General features: G+C 65.0%; 17 protein-coding genes. 9 read left to right on the forward strand and 8 right to left on the reverse strand.

Features of this window, described 5'->3' with window-relative positions:
* Positions 1–45 precede the first annotated feature (45 nt).
* The 6 genes from KHO27_RS15150 to KHO27_RS15175 form a co-directional block, all read right to left on the reverse strand.
* A complete protein-coding gene (locus KHO27_RS15150) occupies positions 46–1,464 on the reverse strand; it encodes an amino acid permease (RefSeq protein WP_023632492.1) in 1,419 nt (472 codons plus the stop codon).
* Between the two features lie 662 nt (positions 1,465–2,126).
* Positions 2,127–3,191 carry a 23S rRNA pseudouridine(2605) synthase RluB gene (gene rluB, locus KHO27_RS15155; protein WP_038706581.1) on the reverse strand — a complete coding sequence of 355 codons (1,065 nt, stop codon included), beginning with the start codon at positions 3,189–3,191 and terminating at the stop codon, positions 2,127–2,129.
* Between the two features lie 145 nt (positions 3,192–3,336).
* Positions 3,337–4,104 (reverse strand): SMC-Scp complex subunit ScpB, encoded by a 768-nt coding sequence (gene scpB, locus KHO27_RS15160; protein ID WP_110701013.1) that lies wholly within the window; start codon positions 4,102–4,104, stop codon positions 3,337–3,339.
* Between the two features lie 14 nt (positions 4,105–4,118).
* Positions 4,119–4,946, reverse strand: a complete 828-nt coding sequence (locus tag KHO27_RS15165; RefSeq protein WP_110701015.1) for a segregation and condensation protein A — start codon at positions 4,944–4,946, stop codon at positions 4,119–4,121.
* Complete coding sequence (locus KHO27_RS15170; protein WP_214500425.1) at positions 4,943–5,572, reverse strand: L-threonylcarbamoyladenylate synthase; 630 nt, start codon at positions 5,570–5,572, stop codon at positions 4,943–4,945. The genes KHO27_RS15165 and KHO27_RS15170 overlap by 4 nt, the downstream gene beginning before the upstream one ends.
* A gap of 13 nt (positions 5,573–5,585) precedes the next feature.
* Entirely contained in the window at positions 5,586–6,446 is an 861-nt protein-coding gene (locus tag KHO27_RS15175) for a PHP domain-containing protein (RefSeq protein WP_214500426.1), read from the reverse strand.
* A gap of 67 nt (positions 6,447–6,513) precedes the next feature.
* On the opposite strand from KHO27_RS15175, the gene KHO27_RS15180 reads away from it, so the two are divergent.
* From KHO27_RS15180 to KHO27_RS15205, 6 genes are all read left to right on the forward strand, one after another.
* The gene (locus KHO27_RS15180; RefSeq protein WP_023631974.1) at positions 6,514–7,110 is read left to right on the forward strand and encodes a septation protein A; all 597 of its coding nucleotides are present in this window, start codon (positions 6,514–6,516) and stop codon (positions 7,108–7,110) included.
* Between the two features lies 1 nt (position 7,111).
* Positions 7,112–7,411, forward strand: coding sequence for a YciI family protein (locus KHO27_RS15185; RefSeq protein ID WP_110701019.1), 300 nt, complete (start codon positions 7,112–7,114; stop codon positions 7,409–7,411).
* 139 nt (positions 7,412–7,550) lie between these two features.
* Positions 7,551–7,943, forward strand: a complete 393-nt coding sequence (locus tag KHO27_RS15190) for an SH3 domain-containing protein (RefSeq protein WP_110701021.1) — start codon at positions 7,551–7,553, stop codon at positions 7,941–7,943.
* 7 nt (positions 7,944–7,950) lie between these two features.
* The gene (locus KHO27_RS15195; RefSeq protein WP_038706585.1) at positions 7,951–8,628 is read left to right on the forward strand and encodes a response regulator transcription factor; all 678 of its coding nucleotides are present in this window, start codon (positions 7,951–7,953) and stop codon (positions 8,626–8,628) included.
* 128 nt (positions 8,629–8,756) lie between these two features.
* Positions 8,757–9,173 carry a Spy/CpxP family protein refolding chaperone gene (locus tag KHO27_RS15200; RefSeq protein WP_023632412.1) on the forward strand — a complete coding sequence of 139 codons (417 nt, stop codon included), beginning with the start codon at positions 8,757–8,759 and terminating at the stop codon, positions 9,171–9,173.
* A 12-nt stretch (positions 9,174–9,185) separates the two neighbouring features.
* The gene (locus tag KHO27_RS15205; protein WP_214500427.1) at positions 9,186–10,574 is read left to right on the forward strand and encodes a sensor histidine kinase; all 1,389 of its coding nucleotides are present in this window, start codon (positions 9,186–9,188) and stop codon (positions 10,572–10,574) included.
* Between the two features lie 33 nt (positions 10,575–10,607).
* Here the strand turns inward: KHO27_RS15205 and KHO27_RS15210 are convergent, their stop codons facing one another.
* Positions 10,608–11,165, reverse strand: coding sequence for an NAD(P)H nitroreductase (locus tag KHO27_RS15210; RefSeq protein WP_038706586.1), 558 nt, complete (start codon positions 11,163–11,165; stop codon positions 10,608–10,610).
* Between the two features lie 189 nt (positions 11,166–11,354).
* Between KHO27_RS15210 and KHO27_RS15215 the strand changes: the two genes are divergently transcribed.
* A complete protein-coding gene (locus KHO27_RS15215) occupies positions 11,355–12,809 on the forward strand; it encodes a TrkH family potassium uptake protein (protein ID WP_102684313.1) in 1,455 nt (484 codons plus the stop codon).
* Here KHO27_RS15215 and KHO27_RS15220 read toward each other — a convergent pair.
* Positions 12,766–13,812 carry an AraC family transcriptional regulator gene (locus KHO27_RS15220; RefSeq protein WP_214500428.1) on the reverse strand — a complete coding sequence of 349 codons (1,047 nt, stop codon included), beginning with the start codon at positions 13,810–13,812 and terminating at the stop codon, positions 12,766–12,768. The genes KHO27_RS15215 and KHO27_RS15220 overlap by 44 nt on opposite strands.
* Before the next feature lie 154 nt (positions 13,813–13,966).
* Here KHO27_RS15220 and KHO27_RS15225 point away from each other — a divergent pair, with 154 nt between their 5' ends.
* Both KHO27_RS15225 and KHO27_RS15230 read left to right on the forward strand, forming a co-directional pair.
* Positions 13,967–14,278: an Mpo1-like protein gene (locus KHO27_RS15225; protein ID WP_023631733.1), complete on the forward strand. Its 312-nt coding sequence runs from the start codon at positions 13,967–13,969 to the stop codon at positions 14,276–14,278.
* A 101-nt stretch (positions 14,279–14,379) separates the two neighbouring features.
* Complete coding sequence (locus tag KHO27_RS15230) at positions 14,380–14,964, forward strand: HD domain-containing protein (RefSeq protein ID WP_214500429.1); 585 nt, start codon at positions 14,380–14,382, stop codon at positions 14,962–14,964.
* Positions 14,965–15,020 lie beyond the last annotated feature (56 nt).

Below are 15,020 nucleotides of genomic sequence, written 5' to 3' on the forward strand. Positions count from 1 at the left end.
TGCCGGTTACTCGGCATCGGGTTTTTTGTTGGTGCGCCTCAGCGCTTACTTGGCGATGCTGCCAGCAGCGCCATTGGCCTGGGAGCCACGCTTGCTCTTCAGCTGGTAGGCCACATACATCACCACCAGCCACACCGGCATCGCGTACACCGACACCTGGATACCCGGAATCTGCAGCATGATGCCCAGGATCAGCACCACGAACGCCAGCACCAGGTAGTTGCCGTACGGGTACCACAGCGCTTTGAACAGCGGCTTCTGACCGGTGCGGTCGAGATGCTGGCGGAACTTCAGGTGCGAGTAGCTGATCATCGCCCAGTTGATCACCAAGGTCGCCACCACCAGCGACATCAGCAGCTCCAGGGCATTCTGCGGCATCAGGTAGTTGAGCAGCACCGCAATCAGGGTCACTGCTGCCGAGACCAGGATCGAACGTACCGGCACGCCACGGCGGTCAACCTTGGCCAGCGCCGCTGGCGCATCACCTTGCTCGGCCATGCCTAGCAGCATGCGGGCGTTGCAGTAGGTGCCGCTGTTGTAGACCGACAGCGCCGCGGTCAGGACCACGAAGTTCAGCAGGTGGGCCGCCACGTCGCTGCCCAGCAACGAGAACACCTGGACGAACGGGCTGCTGCCATAGCTGCCGCCGGAGGCGTCAATGCTCGCCACCAGGTTGTCCCATGGGGTCAGCGACAGCAGCACCACCAGGGCGCCGACATAGAAGATCAGGATGCGATAGATGACCTGGTTGATCGCCTTGGGGATCACGGTCTTCGGCTTGTCGGCCTCGGCGGCGGTGAAGCCGAGCATCTCCAGGCCACCAAAGGAGAACATGATGAACGCCAGCGCCATCACCAGCCCGCTGACACCGTGCGGGAAGAAACCACCATGGGCCCACAGGTTGGTCACCGAGGCTTCAGGACCGCCGCTGCCGCTGGTCAGCAGGTAGGCACCCAGGCCGATCATGCTGACGATGGCCACCACCTTGATGATGGCGAACCAGAACTCGGCTTCGCCGAAGAACTTCACGTTCATCAGGTTGATCGCGTTGATCAGCAGGAAGAACGCCGCCGCGGTTACCCAGGTCGGAATCTCCGGCCACCAGTAGTGGACGTACTTGCCCACCGCCGACAGTTCCGACATGCCCACCAGGATATACAGCACCCAGCAGTTCCAGCCCGACAGGAAGCCGGCGAAACCGCCCCAGTACTTGTGCGCGAAATGGCTGAAGGAGCCGGCCACCGGCTCTTCGACGATCATCTCGCCGAGCTGGCGCATGATCATGAAGGCGATGAAGCCGCAGATCGCATAGCCGAGGATCATCGACGGACCGGCGGACTTCATCACGCCGGCCGAGCCCAGGAACAACCCGGTGCCGATGGCGCCGCCCAGGGCGATCAATTGGATATGGCGGTTCTTCAAGCCACGCTTGAGTTCGCCGGACTGTGAGTTATGTCCACTCATGAACGAAGTCACCTGCTTGTTTTTATCTGTGACGGAATCGGACCCACCGCACTCGTGGCGCAGCGGAATGGGCAAGGTGGTTACCTTGGATACTTGTGACGGGAAGTCGCTCGTGGCCTTGCTGGCCAGGGGCGGATCAACCGGGTGTCAGCAAGCGTGCGCGGTACGCAAGGGAGTCACAGGTAAAACGCGGCGCATTGTATACCCCTGCAAACGCGCAGGCGTCAACGCGTTGCATCGTTTCCTGTGGAAAAAACGCAGCGGTCCTGGGGTGAAGGCCTGAAAAGGCGGAGTGATCGGCGTGCATGGCGCCTCCATTTTGTTGTTTTAAGTGCCTGGCGATCCTGCCTGGCTCTGCACACGGCAATGGCGCTATCTCAGCGCTTGGGCGGGGGTTTGGGAAGGGGGTGGAGGGGGCTGGGGAGGCTCTGGCGTGCAGGCTTTGGAAAGATTTTGTGACGAAGAACAGAAAAGCCCAGGTAAGCCGGGGAACACGCCCAGAATCGTATAGTTTTCTTTACAAGGCGGTTTGAAAATTTGCCACCGGTCGGGAAATCTTCTGTCCGTTCAGGTACTTGGGGCCGCTTTGCGCCGCGATGGGCCATTTACCGCAGGCACAAAAAAGCCAGCCCGAAGGCTGGCTCTCTCGCTACCGGACCGAATCAGCCACGCGGCTTGCCGCGACCACGGCCTGCCGGCTTGTCACCTTCAGGGCGGGACGGACGCTTGCGCATCTCGCTCGGACGCTCGGCCACCGTGCTGCCGCGGTTGCCCTTGCGCGGCGCTGCGTCTTCACGCGGCGCACGTGCCGGACGCTCGGCTTGGCCTTCGGCGGCCGGGCGCAGGGTACGCACGCGCTCGCCACGCCCCAGCGGACGGGTCGACTTGCGCTGCAGGCGCTCGAGCTTGTCCTTGGCCTTGAGTTTCATTTCCGGCAGTGCCACCGGCTGCAGGCCGACTTCCGCGGCGAGAATGTCGATCTCGCCCTGGCTCATTTCGCGCCAGCGGCCCATCGGCAGGTCGGAGTTGAGGAACACCGGGCCGAAACGCACGCGCTTCAGGCGGCTGACCACCACGCCCTGGGATTCCCACAGGCGACGCACCTCACGGTTGCGACCTTCCATCACCACGCAGTGGTACCAGTGGTTGAAGCCTTCGCCACCTGGCGCCTTCTGGATATCGGTGAACTTGGCCGGGCCATCTTCGAGCACCACGCCGGCCTTGAGCCGGTCGACCATGTCGTCGTCGACTTCGCCGCGCACACGCACTGCGTACTCGCGGTCCATCTCATAGGACGGGTGCATCAGGCGGTTGGCCAACTCACCGTCGGTGGTGAACAGCAGCAGGCCGGTGGTGTTGATGTCCAGGCGACCGATGTTGATCCAGCGGCCCTCTTTCGGCCGCGGCAGGCGGTCGAACACGGTCGGGCGGCCTTCCGGGTCGTCACGGGTGCAGATCTCGCCGTCGGGCTTGTTGTACATGATCACGCGGCGGGTCGCCTCGGCGGCCTCGACGCGCTTGATCAGCTTGCCGTCGACGGTGATGGCGTCGTGCAGGTCGACGCGCAGGCCGAGGGTGGCCTCGACGCCGTTGACCTTGATGCGGCCCTGGCCGATCCAGGCCTCGACGTCACGGCGAGAACCGACGCCGATACGCGCCAGTACTTTCTGCAGCTTTTCGCCGGACGGCGGGGTAGGTTGTTGGTCTTGCAGGTCTTTGTCACTCATCTGGGCACCTCCCGGTGTAGTAGTGAAAGCGGGCGCGCATCATACGCGGTTCAGCAAGGGAACGCACTGCAGGGTAGAAGGTTTTTGCCGATCGCCCAGCAGATTCCGCCCAAAGGCGCAAGCTGGCGTCCACAGAGTCGGGCTGTCAGACCTTTGGTTCGTCCTCGGGCTCGATGGAAGCCTCATCGCGCAAATCATCGAAATCGATCTTGAGCCCTTCTTCCATCGCATCCAGCTCCACCAGCAGCGAGCGGAAGCTGGTCTCCTCCTTCGGCTCGATTTCCTCGCCCTCCTCGCCCAGGCTGGCATCGGCCAGGGCTTGCAGGTGAGCGGGCACCGGCGCCTCGTCCGGATCGACCTCGGGCTCCACCTCCAGCTCCAGCTCGCGCAGCTCGGCCAACGCCGGCAGCTCATCGAGGCTCTTGAGATTGAAATGATCGAGGAATGCCTTGGTGGTGGCGAACATCGCCGGTCGCCCGGGCACCTCGCGGTAGCCGACGATGCGGATCCACTCGCGCTCCATGAGCGTCTTGATGATGTTGCTGTTGACCGCCACGCCCCGCACGTCCTCGATCTCGCCACGGGTGATGGGCTGGCGATAAGCGATCAGCGCCATGGTTTCCAGCAGCGCGCGGGAATAGCGCTGCGGACGCTCCTCCCAGAGGCGGCCGACCCAGGGTGCGTAGTCCTCGCGGATCTGCAGGCGGTAGCCGGTGGCCACTTCCTTGAGTTCGAAGGCGCGGCCAGTGCAGGACTTGCCCAGCACCTCCAGGGCCTTCTTGAAAACGGCGGGGGCCGGGCGCTCGGCCTCCTCGAACAGCTCGTACAGGCGCTCGAGGGATTGCGGCTTGCCCGAGGCAAGCAGGAAGGCCTCGATCAGCGACGCCAGTTCACGGGGTTCGTTCAGGTTCATCGGTAGTTGTCAGGTCATTCTGCCCGGGCACGGACATGGATCGGGGCGAAGGGCTCATTCTGCACCAGTTCGATCAAGGATTCCTTCACCAGCTCGAGAATCGCCATGAAGGTCACCACCACGCCAAGCTTCCCCTCCTCGCGGGTGAACAGCTCGACGAAGGGCACGAAGGCGCCGCCCTTGAGGCGCTCGAGCACTTCGCTCATGCGTTCGCGGGTCGACAGCACCTCGCGGGTGATCTGGTGGCTCTCGAACAGGTCGTTGCGGCGCATGACCTCGGCCATGGACAACAGGATCTCTTCCAGCGCCACCTCCGGCAACAACTTGCGCACCTTGGCCTGCGGAGCCTCCAGGCGCGGCACGACGATTTCGCGCCCGACCCTGGGCAACTCGTCGATACCTTCGGCGGCGGCCTTGAATCGCTCGTACTCCTGCAGCCGGCGAATCAGTTCGGCGCGCGGATCGCCCTCCTCCTCCTCGACTTCGCCGGAGCGCGGCAGCAGCATGCGCGACTTGATCTCGGCGAGCATGGCGGCCATCACCAGGTACTCGGCCGCCAGCTCCAGGCGCACGCTCTTCATCAGCTCGACATAGCTCATGTACTGGCGGGTGATCTCCGCCACGGGGATGTCGAGAATGTCCACGTTCTGCTTGCGAATCAGGTACAGCAACAGGTCCAGCGGGCCTTCGAAGGCTTCGAGGAAGACTTCCAGGGCGTCCGGCGGGATATACAGGTCGACCGGCATCTCGGTCAGGGCTTCGCCGTAGACCAGGGCCAGTTGCAGCTGGAACGGCGTCTGCGCCTCCGTGGCCGGCGCCTCGGGTGCTTGTACCTGGCTCACGCGTTGACCAGGAACGGCGTCGGATCCCCGCAGCCTTCGCGAATCAGCTCCGGCTCGTCGCCGGACAAGTCGATGATGGTAGAGGCCTTGAGGTCGCCGAAACCGCCGTCTATCACCAAGTCGACGTGATGCTCCAGTCGCTCGCGGATCTCGTAGGGATCGACCATCGGCTCGTCGTCGCCGGGCAGGATCAGGCTGACGCTCATCAAAGGCTCGCCAAGCTCTGCGAGCAAGGCCAAGGTTATTTCATGCCTGGGCACGCGCAGGCCGATGGTCCGGCGTTTCTCGTGCAGCAGCAGGCGCGGTACCTCGCGGGTGCCATTGAGGATGAAGGTATAGGGCCCGGGCACGTGGGCCTTGAGCAGGCGAAACGTACCCGTATCGACCTTGGCGTAAAGCCCCAACTGCGACATGTCGCAGCACATCAGGGTGAAGTTGTGGGTCTTGTCCAGACCACGCAACTTGCGCACCCGCTCGATCGCGGCCTTGTTGCCAATCTGGCATCCCAGCGCATAGGCCGAGTCGGTCGGGTAGACCACCACCCCACCCTTGCGGATGATCTCGACGGCCTGCTTGATCAGGCGCGGCTGCGGGTTCTCCGCATGAATCTGGAAAAATTGGCTCACGAAGTCGTCCTGTTCATACCGCCATAGGCTGTTCATGTCGGAATCGGCGCCACAGGGGTGGCAGGTCCTCAGGCAATGGCCGGTAGGCACCGATCTCGCCCCAGGTGCCAGGGCCGTGGAAGTCGCTGCCGGCGCTTGCCAGCAGGCCGAACTCACGGGTGAGGATCGACATGGTCCCCACCTGCTCGGGCGGCATCATCCCGTTGACCACTTCCAGTGCCTGCCCTCCAGCCTGAATATAGTCGGCAATCAGCCGTCTGCGCTTGCTGCGGGTCAGTTCATAGTGCATGGGATGGGCCAGGCTCACCCACGCATTCGACTCACGCAGCGTCGCAACAGTTTCCGCAAGCGTCGGCCAGTGCAGCTTGACGTCACCCAGCTTGCCGGCGCCCAGCCACTTGCGGAACGCCTCGCCGCGGTCCTTGACGAAGCCGGCGCGGACCATGAACTCAGCGAAATGCGGGCGCGCCGGGGCGTTGCCGCTGTCGCCCAGTTCCTGCTGCACCGCCCGCGCGCCGTCCAGCGCGCCGGGCATGCCCTTGGCCGCCAGCTTGCGGTCGATTTCCTCGGCGCGCAGCCAACGACCACGGTGCAGGTTGGCGATGGCATCGAGCAACGGCGGTGCGTCGAGGGGGAAGTCGTAACCCAGCACATGAATGGTGGCGCCGCCCCAGGTGCACGACAGTTCCACGCCGCTGACCCACTGCATGCCGTTGTCCAGGCAGGCCTGGCGCGCCTCCGGCAGGCCCTCAAGGGTGTCATGGTCGGTAAGCGAGAGCGTGCGCACCCCGTGCTCATGGGCCCGGGCGACCAGTGCCGTGGGCGACATGGCGCCGTCGGAGGCCGTGCTGTGACAGTGCAGATCAACATTCATGGAGGAGCGCTTTCGCAGGAATCGATGTTTGTTATTATGCCGTCACATCCCGCTTCTGGCTGCCACTGTGAAACAATTCATCGATTTCATCCCGCTGCTGCTGTTCTTCATCGTCTACAAGCTTGACCCGCGCCCGGTCGAATTCGCCGGCCACGGCTTCGAGTTCGGCGGGATCTACAGCGCCACCGCCATGCTGATCGTCAGCTCCGTGGTGGTCTACGGCGCGCTGTTCCTGCGCCACGGCAAGCTGGAGAAGGGGCAGTTGCTGACCCTGGTCGCCTGCCTGGTGTTCGGTGGTCTGACCCTGGCCTTCCACAGCGAGACCTTCCTAAAGTGGAAGGCGCCCGTGGTCAACTGGCTGTTCGCCCTGGCGTTCGCCGGCAGCCACTTCATCGGTGACCGGGTGCTGATCAAACGCATCATGGGCCATGCCCTGACACTTCCAGAAACAGTGTGGAACCGCCTGAACGTGGCGTGGATCGCCTTCTTCCTCGTATGCGGCGCCGCCAACCTGTTCGTCGCCTTCACCTTCCAGGACATCTGGGTCGACTTCAAGGTATTCGGCAGCCTGGGCATGACCGTGCTGTTCCTGGTGGCCCAGGGTGTCTACCTGTCGCGCCACCTGCACGATGCCGACCCCTCCACCTCCAAACCCAAGGACTGACATGCTCTACGCCATCATCGCCAGCGACGTCGAAAACTCCCTGGAAAACCGCCTGGCCGCACGCCCCGCGCATATCGAACGCCTGCAGCAGCTCAAGGCCGAAGGCCGTGTGGTGCTCGCCGGCCCGCACCCGGCCATCGACAGCAACGACCCGGGCGCCGCCGGCTTCAGCGGCAGCCTGATCGTCGCCGAGTTCGAATCGCTGGCCGCCGCCCAGGCCTGGGCCGACGCCGATCCGTACATCGCCGCGGGCGTGTACGCCAAGGTCGTGGTCAAGCCGTTCAAGCAAGTCCTGCCGTAACAGGCTTTAACCGGGACGGGCTTCGCAGGGGCAAGCCCGCGCCCACGAAGCCGCTCCCAGCTACACCCCGCGCGGCACTATTCATAAAATCCGACGACTGGCCGACAACCTCCTGAATCGATACGAATCAGGAGTTCCAATGCGTCAAGGTCCGATGTCCCTGCTGCTTTGCCTGTTGCTGCTGTCCCCTTTCGCCGCGGCCGAACAGCCGCTGTCGCTGGAAGCCGGGGCGCGGATCACCGACTTGCAGCAGCGCCTGGAAGAGAGCGAGAAACAGCGCGCAGCGCTGACCCAGCAACTGCAGAACCAGGACAGCGAGCGTGAAAGCGCCCAGCTCGCCCGCCTGCGCCAGGACAACCAGCGACTGAAGCTGACGATCAAGGAACTGCAGGCAGGCGCCAGCGCCCCGCAAAGCCCGCTGACCGACCAGCAGCAATGGTTCCTGATCGGCTCGGCCGTTGCACTGTTGTCCGCAGTCTGCGGTATCTTAGCCAGCGGCGGACACAGAAGACGCCGGCAATGGTTGAATTGAGTGAGAAATGAGCGAGCTGTTACTGATTGATGATGACCAGGAACTGTGCGAGCTGCTCGGCAGCTGGCTGACCCAGGAAGGGTTTGCGGTGCGCGCCTGCCACGATGGCCAGAGTGCGCGCCAGGCCTTGGCCACCCATGCCCCGGCGGCGGTGGTGCTGGATGTCATGCTGCCCGATGGCAGCGGCCTGGAACTGCTCAAACAGCTGCGCAGCGAACACACCGACCTGCCGGTGCTGATGCTTTCGGCCCGCGGCGAGCCGCTGGACCGCATCCTTGGCCTGGAGCTGGGCGCCGACGACTACCTGGCCAAGCCCTGCGACCCCCGCGAGCTCACCGCCCGCCTGCGCGCAGTGTTGCGCCGCAGCCACCCCAGCGCGCCCAGCAGCCAGGTGGAGATCGGCGACCTGATCTTCAGCCCGGTACGCGGCGTGGTCAGCATCGACCAGCGCGAGATGACCCTCACGCTGTCGGAAAGCCGCATCCTCGAAGCCTTGCTGCGCCAACCCGGCGAGCCGCTGGACAAGCAGGAACTGGCGCAGATCGGCCTGGGCCGCAAGCTCACGCTTTATGACCGCAGCCTGGACATGCATGTCAGCAACCTGCGCAAGAAGATCGGGCCGCACCCGGATGGCCGCCCGCGCATCGTCGCCCTGCGCAGCCGCGGCTATTACTACAGTCTGTAGGAAAACCGGGGCCGCTGCGCGGCCCTGCCATCTTTACCCAGCCTTTACCCTCGCCTGACCGCCCTTGACCTTGATCTCCCTAGACTGGGCTCATCCGGTAACCACCGGCCCCTGAAAGGAGAGACACCATGCGCAAGACCCTTATCGCCCTGATGTTCGCCGCCGCCCTGCCGACCGTGGCCATGGCCATGCCCGAAGGCGGCCCGCGCCACGATGGCCCGCATCATCGCGGTGACGCGCCTTTCGCCCAGCTGGACCTGAGCCGCGACCAGCGCCAGCAGATCGGCAAGCTGATGGGCGAGCAGATGAAGCAGCGCCGCGACATCAACGAACGCTACATCGCCAAGCTGCCGGCGGCCGAGCAGAAAGCCCTGAAGGACGAGCTCAAGGCCAGCCACGACAAGACCGAAGGCCAGATCCGCGCCTTGCTCAAGCCCGACCAGCAGAAGAAATTCGACGACCTGCAGAAGGAGCGCGCCGCGCGCAAGGCCGAGTGGCAGGAGTTCCAGGCCTGGAAGGCTGAAAAAACCGGCAAGGCCCAGTAAGCTGTCAGCCCGATGCCCGGCCCGCTTCCCAGCGGGCCGGGCTTTCGCCATTTCCTGGAGGTGCTTGTCTTGCGTTCACTGTTCTGGCGCATCCTGGCCAGCTTCTGGCTGGCCATCGCCCTGGTCGCCGGGCTGTCGATCCTGCTCGGGCACATGCTCAACCAGGACACCTGGATCCTCAGTCGCCACCCGGGCCTGAACAACCTGGCCAGCCACTGGGCCCAGCACTACGAACAGGAAGGCCTGGAGTCGTCGCAACGCTTCCTGGAACGGCGCAAGCAGCGCTACAAGATCGACGTGCAGGTGCTCGACGACAGCGGCGATGCCGTGGTCCCCGGCACCTTCCCGCGCCGCGCCGCCGCCTTCGAGGCACGCCAGCACAACGACGAACGTCGTCTGCCGTGGCGCCGCCTGACCGAGGAATACACCAGCCCCGGCAGCGGTGAGACCTACCTGCTGATCTACCGTATCCCCCACCCGGAGCTGGCCGCCTGGCACCGCGAAAGCCTGATCTGGCCGCTCAGCGCCTTGGGCATAGCCTTGGTGGTGCTGACCCTGTTCAGCCTGCTGGTAACCCTGTCGATTACCCGCCCGCTCAGCCGCCTGCGCGGCGCCGTGCACGACCTGGGACAGACCAGCTACCAGCAGAACAGCCTGGCGCGACTGGCCGTGCGCCGCGACGAGTTCGGCGTGCTGGCCAACGACTTCAACAAGATGGGCGCCCGCCTGCAGAGCCTGATCGGCAGCCAGCGCCAGCTGCTGCGCGATGTGTCCCACGAACTGCGTTCACCACTGGCGCGGCTGCGCATCGCCCTGGCGCTGGCCGAGCGCGCCGAACCCGAACAGCGGCAGGCCTTGTGGCCGCGCCTGACCCGCGAATGCGATCGTCTGGAAGACCTGATCAGCGAAATCCTCGTGCTGGCCCGGGTCGATGCCGAGCAGGCGCATGCCGAGCCGGTGGACCTCAATGCCCTGTTGGGCGGCGTGCGCAAGGATGCCCAGCTGTCAGCGCCGGATCAGGAGGTGCGTCTGGAGATGCAGCCGGGCCTGACCCTGCAAGGCTGGCCGACGCTGATCGAACGGGCGGTGGACAACCTGCTGCGCAATGCGCTGCGCTTCAATCCGGGCGGGCAGCCGATCGAGCTACACGCCAGCCGCGAACAGGAACGCATCGTGTTGAGCGTGCGCGACCACGGCCCGGGGGTGGCGGCGGAACATCTGGAGCAGTTGGGGGAGCCATTCTTCCGGGCACCGGGGCAAGAGGCGCCGGGACATGGGCTGGGGCTGGCGATTGCACGCAAGGCGGCGGAGCGCCATGGTGGCAGCCTGAAGTTTGCGAACCATCCGCAGGGTGGGTTCGTGGTTACGCTGGAGCTGCCGCGTGAGGTCAGCGCTGGCTGACAGATCCTGGGGCCGCAAAGCGGCCCCACTCAATCACTCGCCCCAGGCGCTGACGTACTCGGCAGTTTCCAGGATCGGCGCGGTGCGTGGCTCGGCCATTGGCGTGCCGACATACAGGTAACCGATCAGCTCTTCGTTCTCGGCAAGCCCCAGCCCCTTGTGCACATGGGCGTCGAAGGCCATGTCGCCGGTGCGCCATACCGCGCCGATACCCTGGGCATGGGCGGCGATCAGGATGCCATGGGCGGCGCAGCCGGCGGCCAGGCGCTGCTCGATCTTCGGCACCTTGAAGTGGTCCTGCAGCCGGGCGATCACCACGATCAGCAACGGCGCGCGCAGCGGCATCGCCCGGGCCTTGTCCAGCGCCGCCTGGGTGGCTTCACCCTTGGCTTGCACGGCTTCGGCGAACAGCTCGCCGAGCTTTTCCCGGCCCTGGCCTTCGATGGTCAGGAAACGCCAGGGTCGCAGTTGGCCATGATCTGGCGCACGCAATGCGGCCTGGAACAGCGCCTCGCGCTGGGCGGCATTGGGCGCCGGGTCAGTCAGGCGTGGCACGGAAACACGGTTGAGCAATGCGTCGAGAGCCTCCATGGGCTACCCTCCTGGCAGATTGAAAGTGCGGCCATTCTGCACCATCGAGGGGGATCGTGGGAGCGGGCTTGCCCCGCGATCCGGCCATCGCGGGGCAAGCCTGCTCCGTGGAGGCCACCAATCGGCGTTTACAAGACCCGGCCCACAGGTAGAATGGCGCCCTTTCCGTAGCGAGTCAGAGCAGATCACATGGCGTTGCCGACCTTAAGGATCATTGGTTTCATCATCGGCATCTTCCTGATCACCCTGGCGGTGAGCATGGTGGTGCCCATGGCGACCCTGGTGGTCTTCGAGCGCACCGGCGACATGCCGTCGTTTCTCTGGTCGAGCCTGATCACCTTCCTCGCGGGCCTGGGCCTGGTCATCCCCGGCCGCCCCGAGCACGTGCACCTGCGCCCCCGCGACATGTACCTGCTGACCGTCAGCAGCTGGCTGGTGGTCTGCGTGTTCGCCGCCCTGCCCTTCCTGCTGACCCAGCACATCAGCTACACCGACGCCTTCTTCGAGAGCATGTCCGGCATCACCGCCACCGGCGCCACCGTGCTCAGCGGCCTGGACAGCATGTCGCCGGGCATCCTGATGTGGCGCTCGATGCTGCACTGGCTGGGCGGCATCGGCTTCATCGGCATGGCCGTGGCGATCCTGCCGTTGCTGCGCATCGGCGGCATGCGCCTGTTCCAGACCGAGTCCTCCGACCGTTCGGAGAAGGTCATGCCGCGCTCGCACATGGTCGCCAAGTCGATCGTGGCGGTGTACGTCGGCATCACCGTGCTCGGCAGCCTGGCCTTCTGGTGGGCGGGGATGGGCCTGTTCGATGCGATCAACCACGCCATGTCGGCGATCTCCACCGGCGGGTTCTCCACCTCCGACCAGTCCCTGGCCAAATGGGATATCCCTGCGGTGCACTGGGTCGCGGTGGTGGTCATGATCATGGGCAGCGTGCCCTTCACCCTGTACGTGGCCACCCTGCGCGGCCACCGCCGGGCGCTGATCAAGGACCAGCAGGTGCAGGGCCTGCTGGCCATGCTGGTGACCACCTGGCTGGTGCTTGGCACCTGGTACTGGGCCACCACCGAGCTGCACTGGCTCGATGCCCTGCGCCACGTGGCGCTGAACGTTACTTCGGTGGTCACCACCACCGGCTTTGCCCTGGGCGACTACAGCCTGTGGGGCAACTTCTCGCTGATGCTGTTCTTCTACCTGGGCTTCGTCGGCGGCTGCTCCGGCTCGACGGCCGGCGGTATCAAGATCTTCCGCTTCCAGGTCGCCTACATCCTGCTCAAGGCCAACCTCAACCAGCTGATCCATCCGCGCGCGGTGATCAAGCAGAAATACAACGGCCACCGCCTCGACGAAGAGATCGTGCGCTCGATCCTGACCTTCTCGTTCTTCTTCGCCATCACCATCTGCATCATCGCCCTGCTGCTGTCGCTGCTGGGCGTGGACTGGATGACCGCGCTGACCGGCGCCGCCGGCACCGTGTCGGGTGTCGGCCCGGGGCTGGGCGAAGTGATCGGCCCGGCCGGCAACTACGCGACGCTGCCAGATGCCGCGAAATGGATCCTTGCCGGCGGCATGCTGCTCGGTCGCCTGGAGATCATCACGGTGCTGGTGTTGTGCATGCCGGCGTTCTGGCGTCACTGACCGACAGGCGCGTGCGGTACTCGCTCGGCGTGCTGTCGAACCAGCGGCGGAACGCCCGGTAGAAGTTGCTCGGGTCAGCGAAACCCAGCAGGTAGGCGGTTTCCAGCAACGTGGTGCCTGGCTGCGCCAGGTACTGCTCGGCCAGTTCGCGGCGGGTGTCGTCGAGCAGGGTCTGGAAGCTGGTGCCCTCGTCCTGCAGGCGCCGCTGCAAGGTGCGTTGCGAAAGGTGCAGGGCCTGGGCCACGGTTTCGCGCTTGGGCTCGCCCTGGGGCAGGATGCGGCACAGTACCTGGCGCACGCGGTGGGTCACCCGGCTTTCCGAGAAACGCGCCAGGTACTCACCGGCGAAACGGTCGTGCAGCACCGCCATCGCCTCGTTGGCGGTCGGCAACGGCGCCTCCATGTCGGCGCGGGCGAACACCAGCGCATCATGGGGCGCGCCAAATTGCAGCGGTGCGTGGAAAGCCATCTTGTACGGCTCGACATTTTTCGGCAGTGCGCCCTGAATCAGTACCCGCCGCGGCTGGATCGGCCGCCCGCTGAGCCAGGTGCACAACGCCAGGGCGCAGGCCAGCGAGGCTTCGGCGCTGTGCCGGGTCGGCGGCAGGTGGTCGCCGTGCACGGTCAGCACCAGGGCATAGCCGTCGGGCTCGAGGCGAAAGCTCAGGTCCGAACTCTCCGCGATGATGCGCTGGTAGCGCACCAGGCGCTCGAAGCCCTCGGCCAGGGTGCGGCTGGACATCAGCGCGTAACCCACCACATGGAACGAGGCCGGCCGCACCACCCTGGCCATGTTAAGGCCAATGGCCTCGTTGCCCGACAGCTCGACCGCCAGCTGCCACAGGCGGGTCATCGAATCCTGGGTGAAGCGCGCGTCGGGGTCGTCGAGGGCGGCGAAGTCGAGCCCGAGCTGCTTGAACATGGCCGGACAATCGAGCCCTTCCAGCTCGAGTGCCTTGACGATCCCTGATGCCCAGCTGGCTGACGTGGTTCTCTCACTCATGACAGGCTCTTGTGCGGACCGCTCCTGCGGTGAATCGAAAGGATACTCAATTGGCGCCTATTGTCACTGGCCACGGCACCCAGTGACTCTAGACTCGATTCAGGCTCCACGCCGTGTATCCTGTCAGCAAGACCCGCAGATCCGGAAGCCCGCCATGACCCGCACAGCGCAGTTCCGCAGTTTTGCCGAGTTCTACCCCTATTACCTGGGCGAGCACAGCAACCCCACCTGCCGCCGCCTGCATTTCGTCGGCACCAGCCTGGTGATCGCCCTGCTCGCCTACAGCATCGGCAGCGGCAAATGGCTGTTGCTGCTGGCCGTGCCACTGGCCGGCTACGGCTTCGCCTGGGCCGGGCATTTCTTCTTCGAGAAGAACCGCCCCGCCACCTTCAGCCACCCCTGGTACAGCCTGGTCGGCGACTTCGCCATGTTCCGCGACATCCTGCTGGGCCGCCTGAGCCTCTGAATCGGCCCGCAAGGCCAGGTTCGCGTCCCGGCGGGCCACTGCCAAAGCCCGGATCCTGGCCAACACTGCGGTATGTTCCCCGACACGAGCGGCACGCGGTGATGAGCAAGCAAGCCAATTTCAGCCACATGCGCGATGGCACCGCCCAGGACTGGGCGATCATCGCCGACGACTTTCGCGCCTACGCCCATCAGTTGCCCCAACGCATTCTCGCCCACCTGCGCCTGCTCGACGGCGACTTCGGCGGCTTCCCCATCGACCGCCTGAGCCATTCCCTTCAGACCGCCAGCCGCGCCCACCGCGACGGCCGCGATGAAGAATACGTCGTCTGCGCCCTGCTGCACGACATCGGCGACACCCTGGGCAGCTACAACCACCCGGATATCGCCGCGGCGATCCTCAAGCCGTTCGTCAGCGACGAGAACCTGTGGATGATCGAGAAACACGGGATCTTTCAGGGCTACTACTTCTTCCACCACCTGGGCATGGACCGTCACCTGCGCGAGCAATACCGCGATCACCCGCATTACCAGCGGACCCTCGAGTTCTGCGCCCGCTATGACGCGGCAGCGTTCGATCCGGACTATGAAAGCCTGCCGCTGGCGTTCTTCGAGCCGATGCTGGAGCGCTTGTTCGCCCAGCCCAGGCAGTCGATCTACAAGGCCGCCCTGCCAGCCACCGCCTGACCTCACTACCGGGTCGCGATCACAGGCGAAGCCGGTGCCATGCAGCGCCGACGAGT

Origin of the sequence: Pseudomonas sp. RC3H12, assembly GCF_018596375.1 — a bacterium.
Taxonomy (GTDB): domain Bacteria; phylum Pseudomonadota; class Gammaproteobacteria; order Pseudomonadales; family Pseudomonadaceae; genus Aquipseudomonas.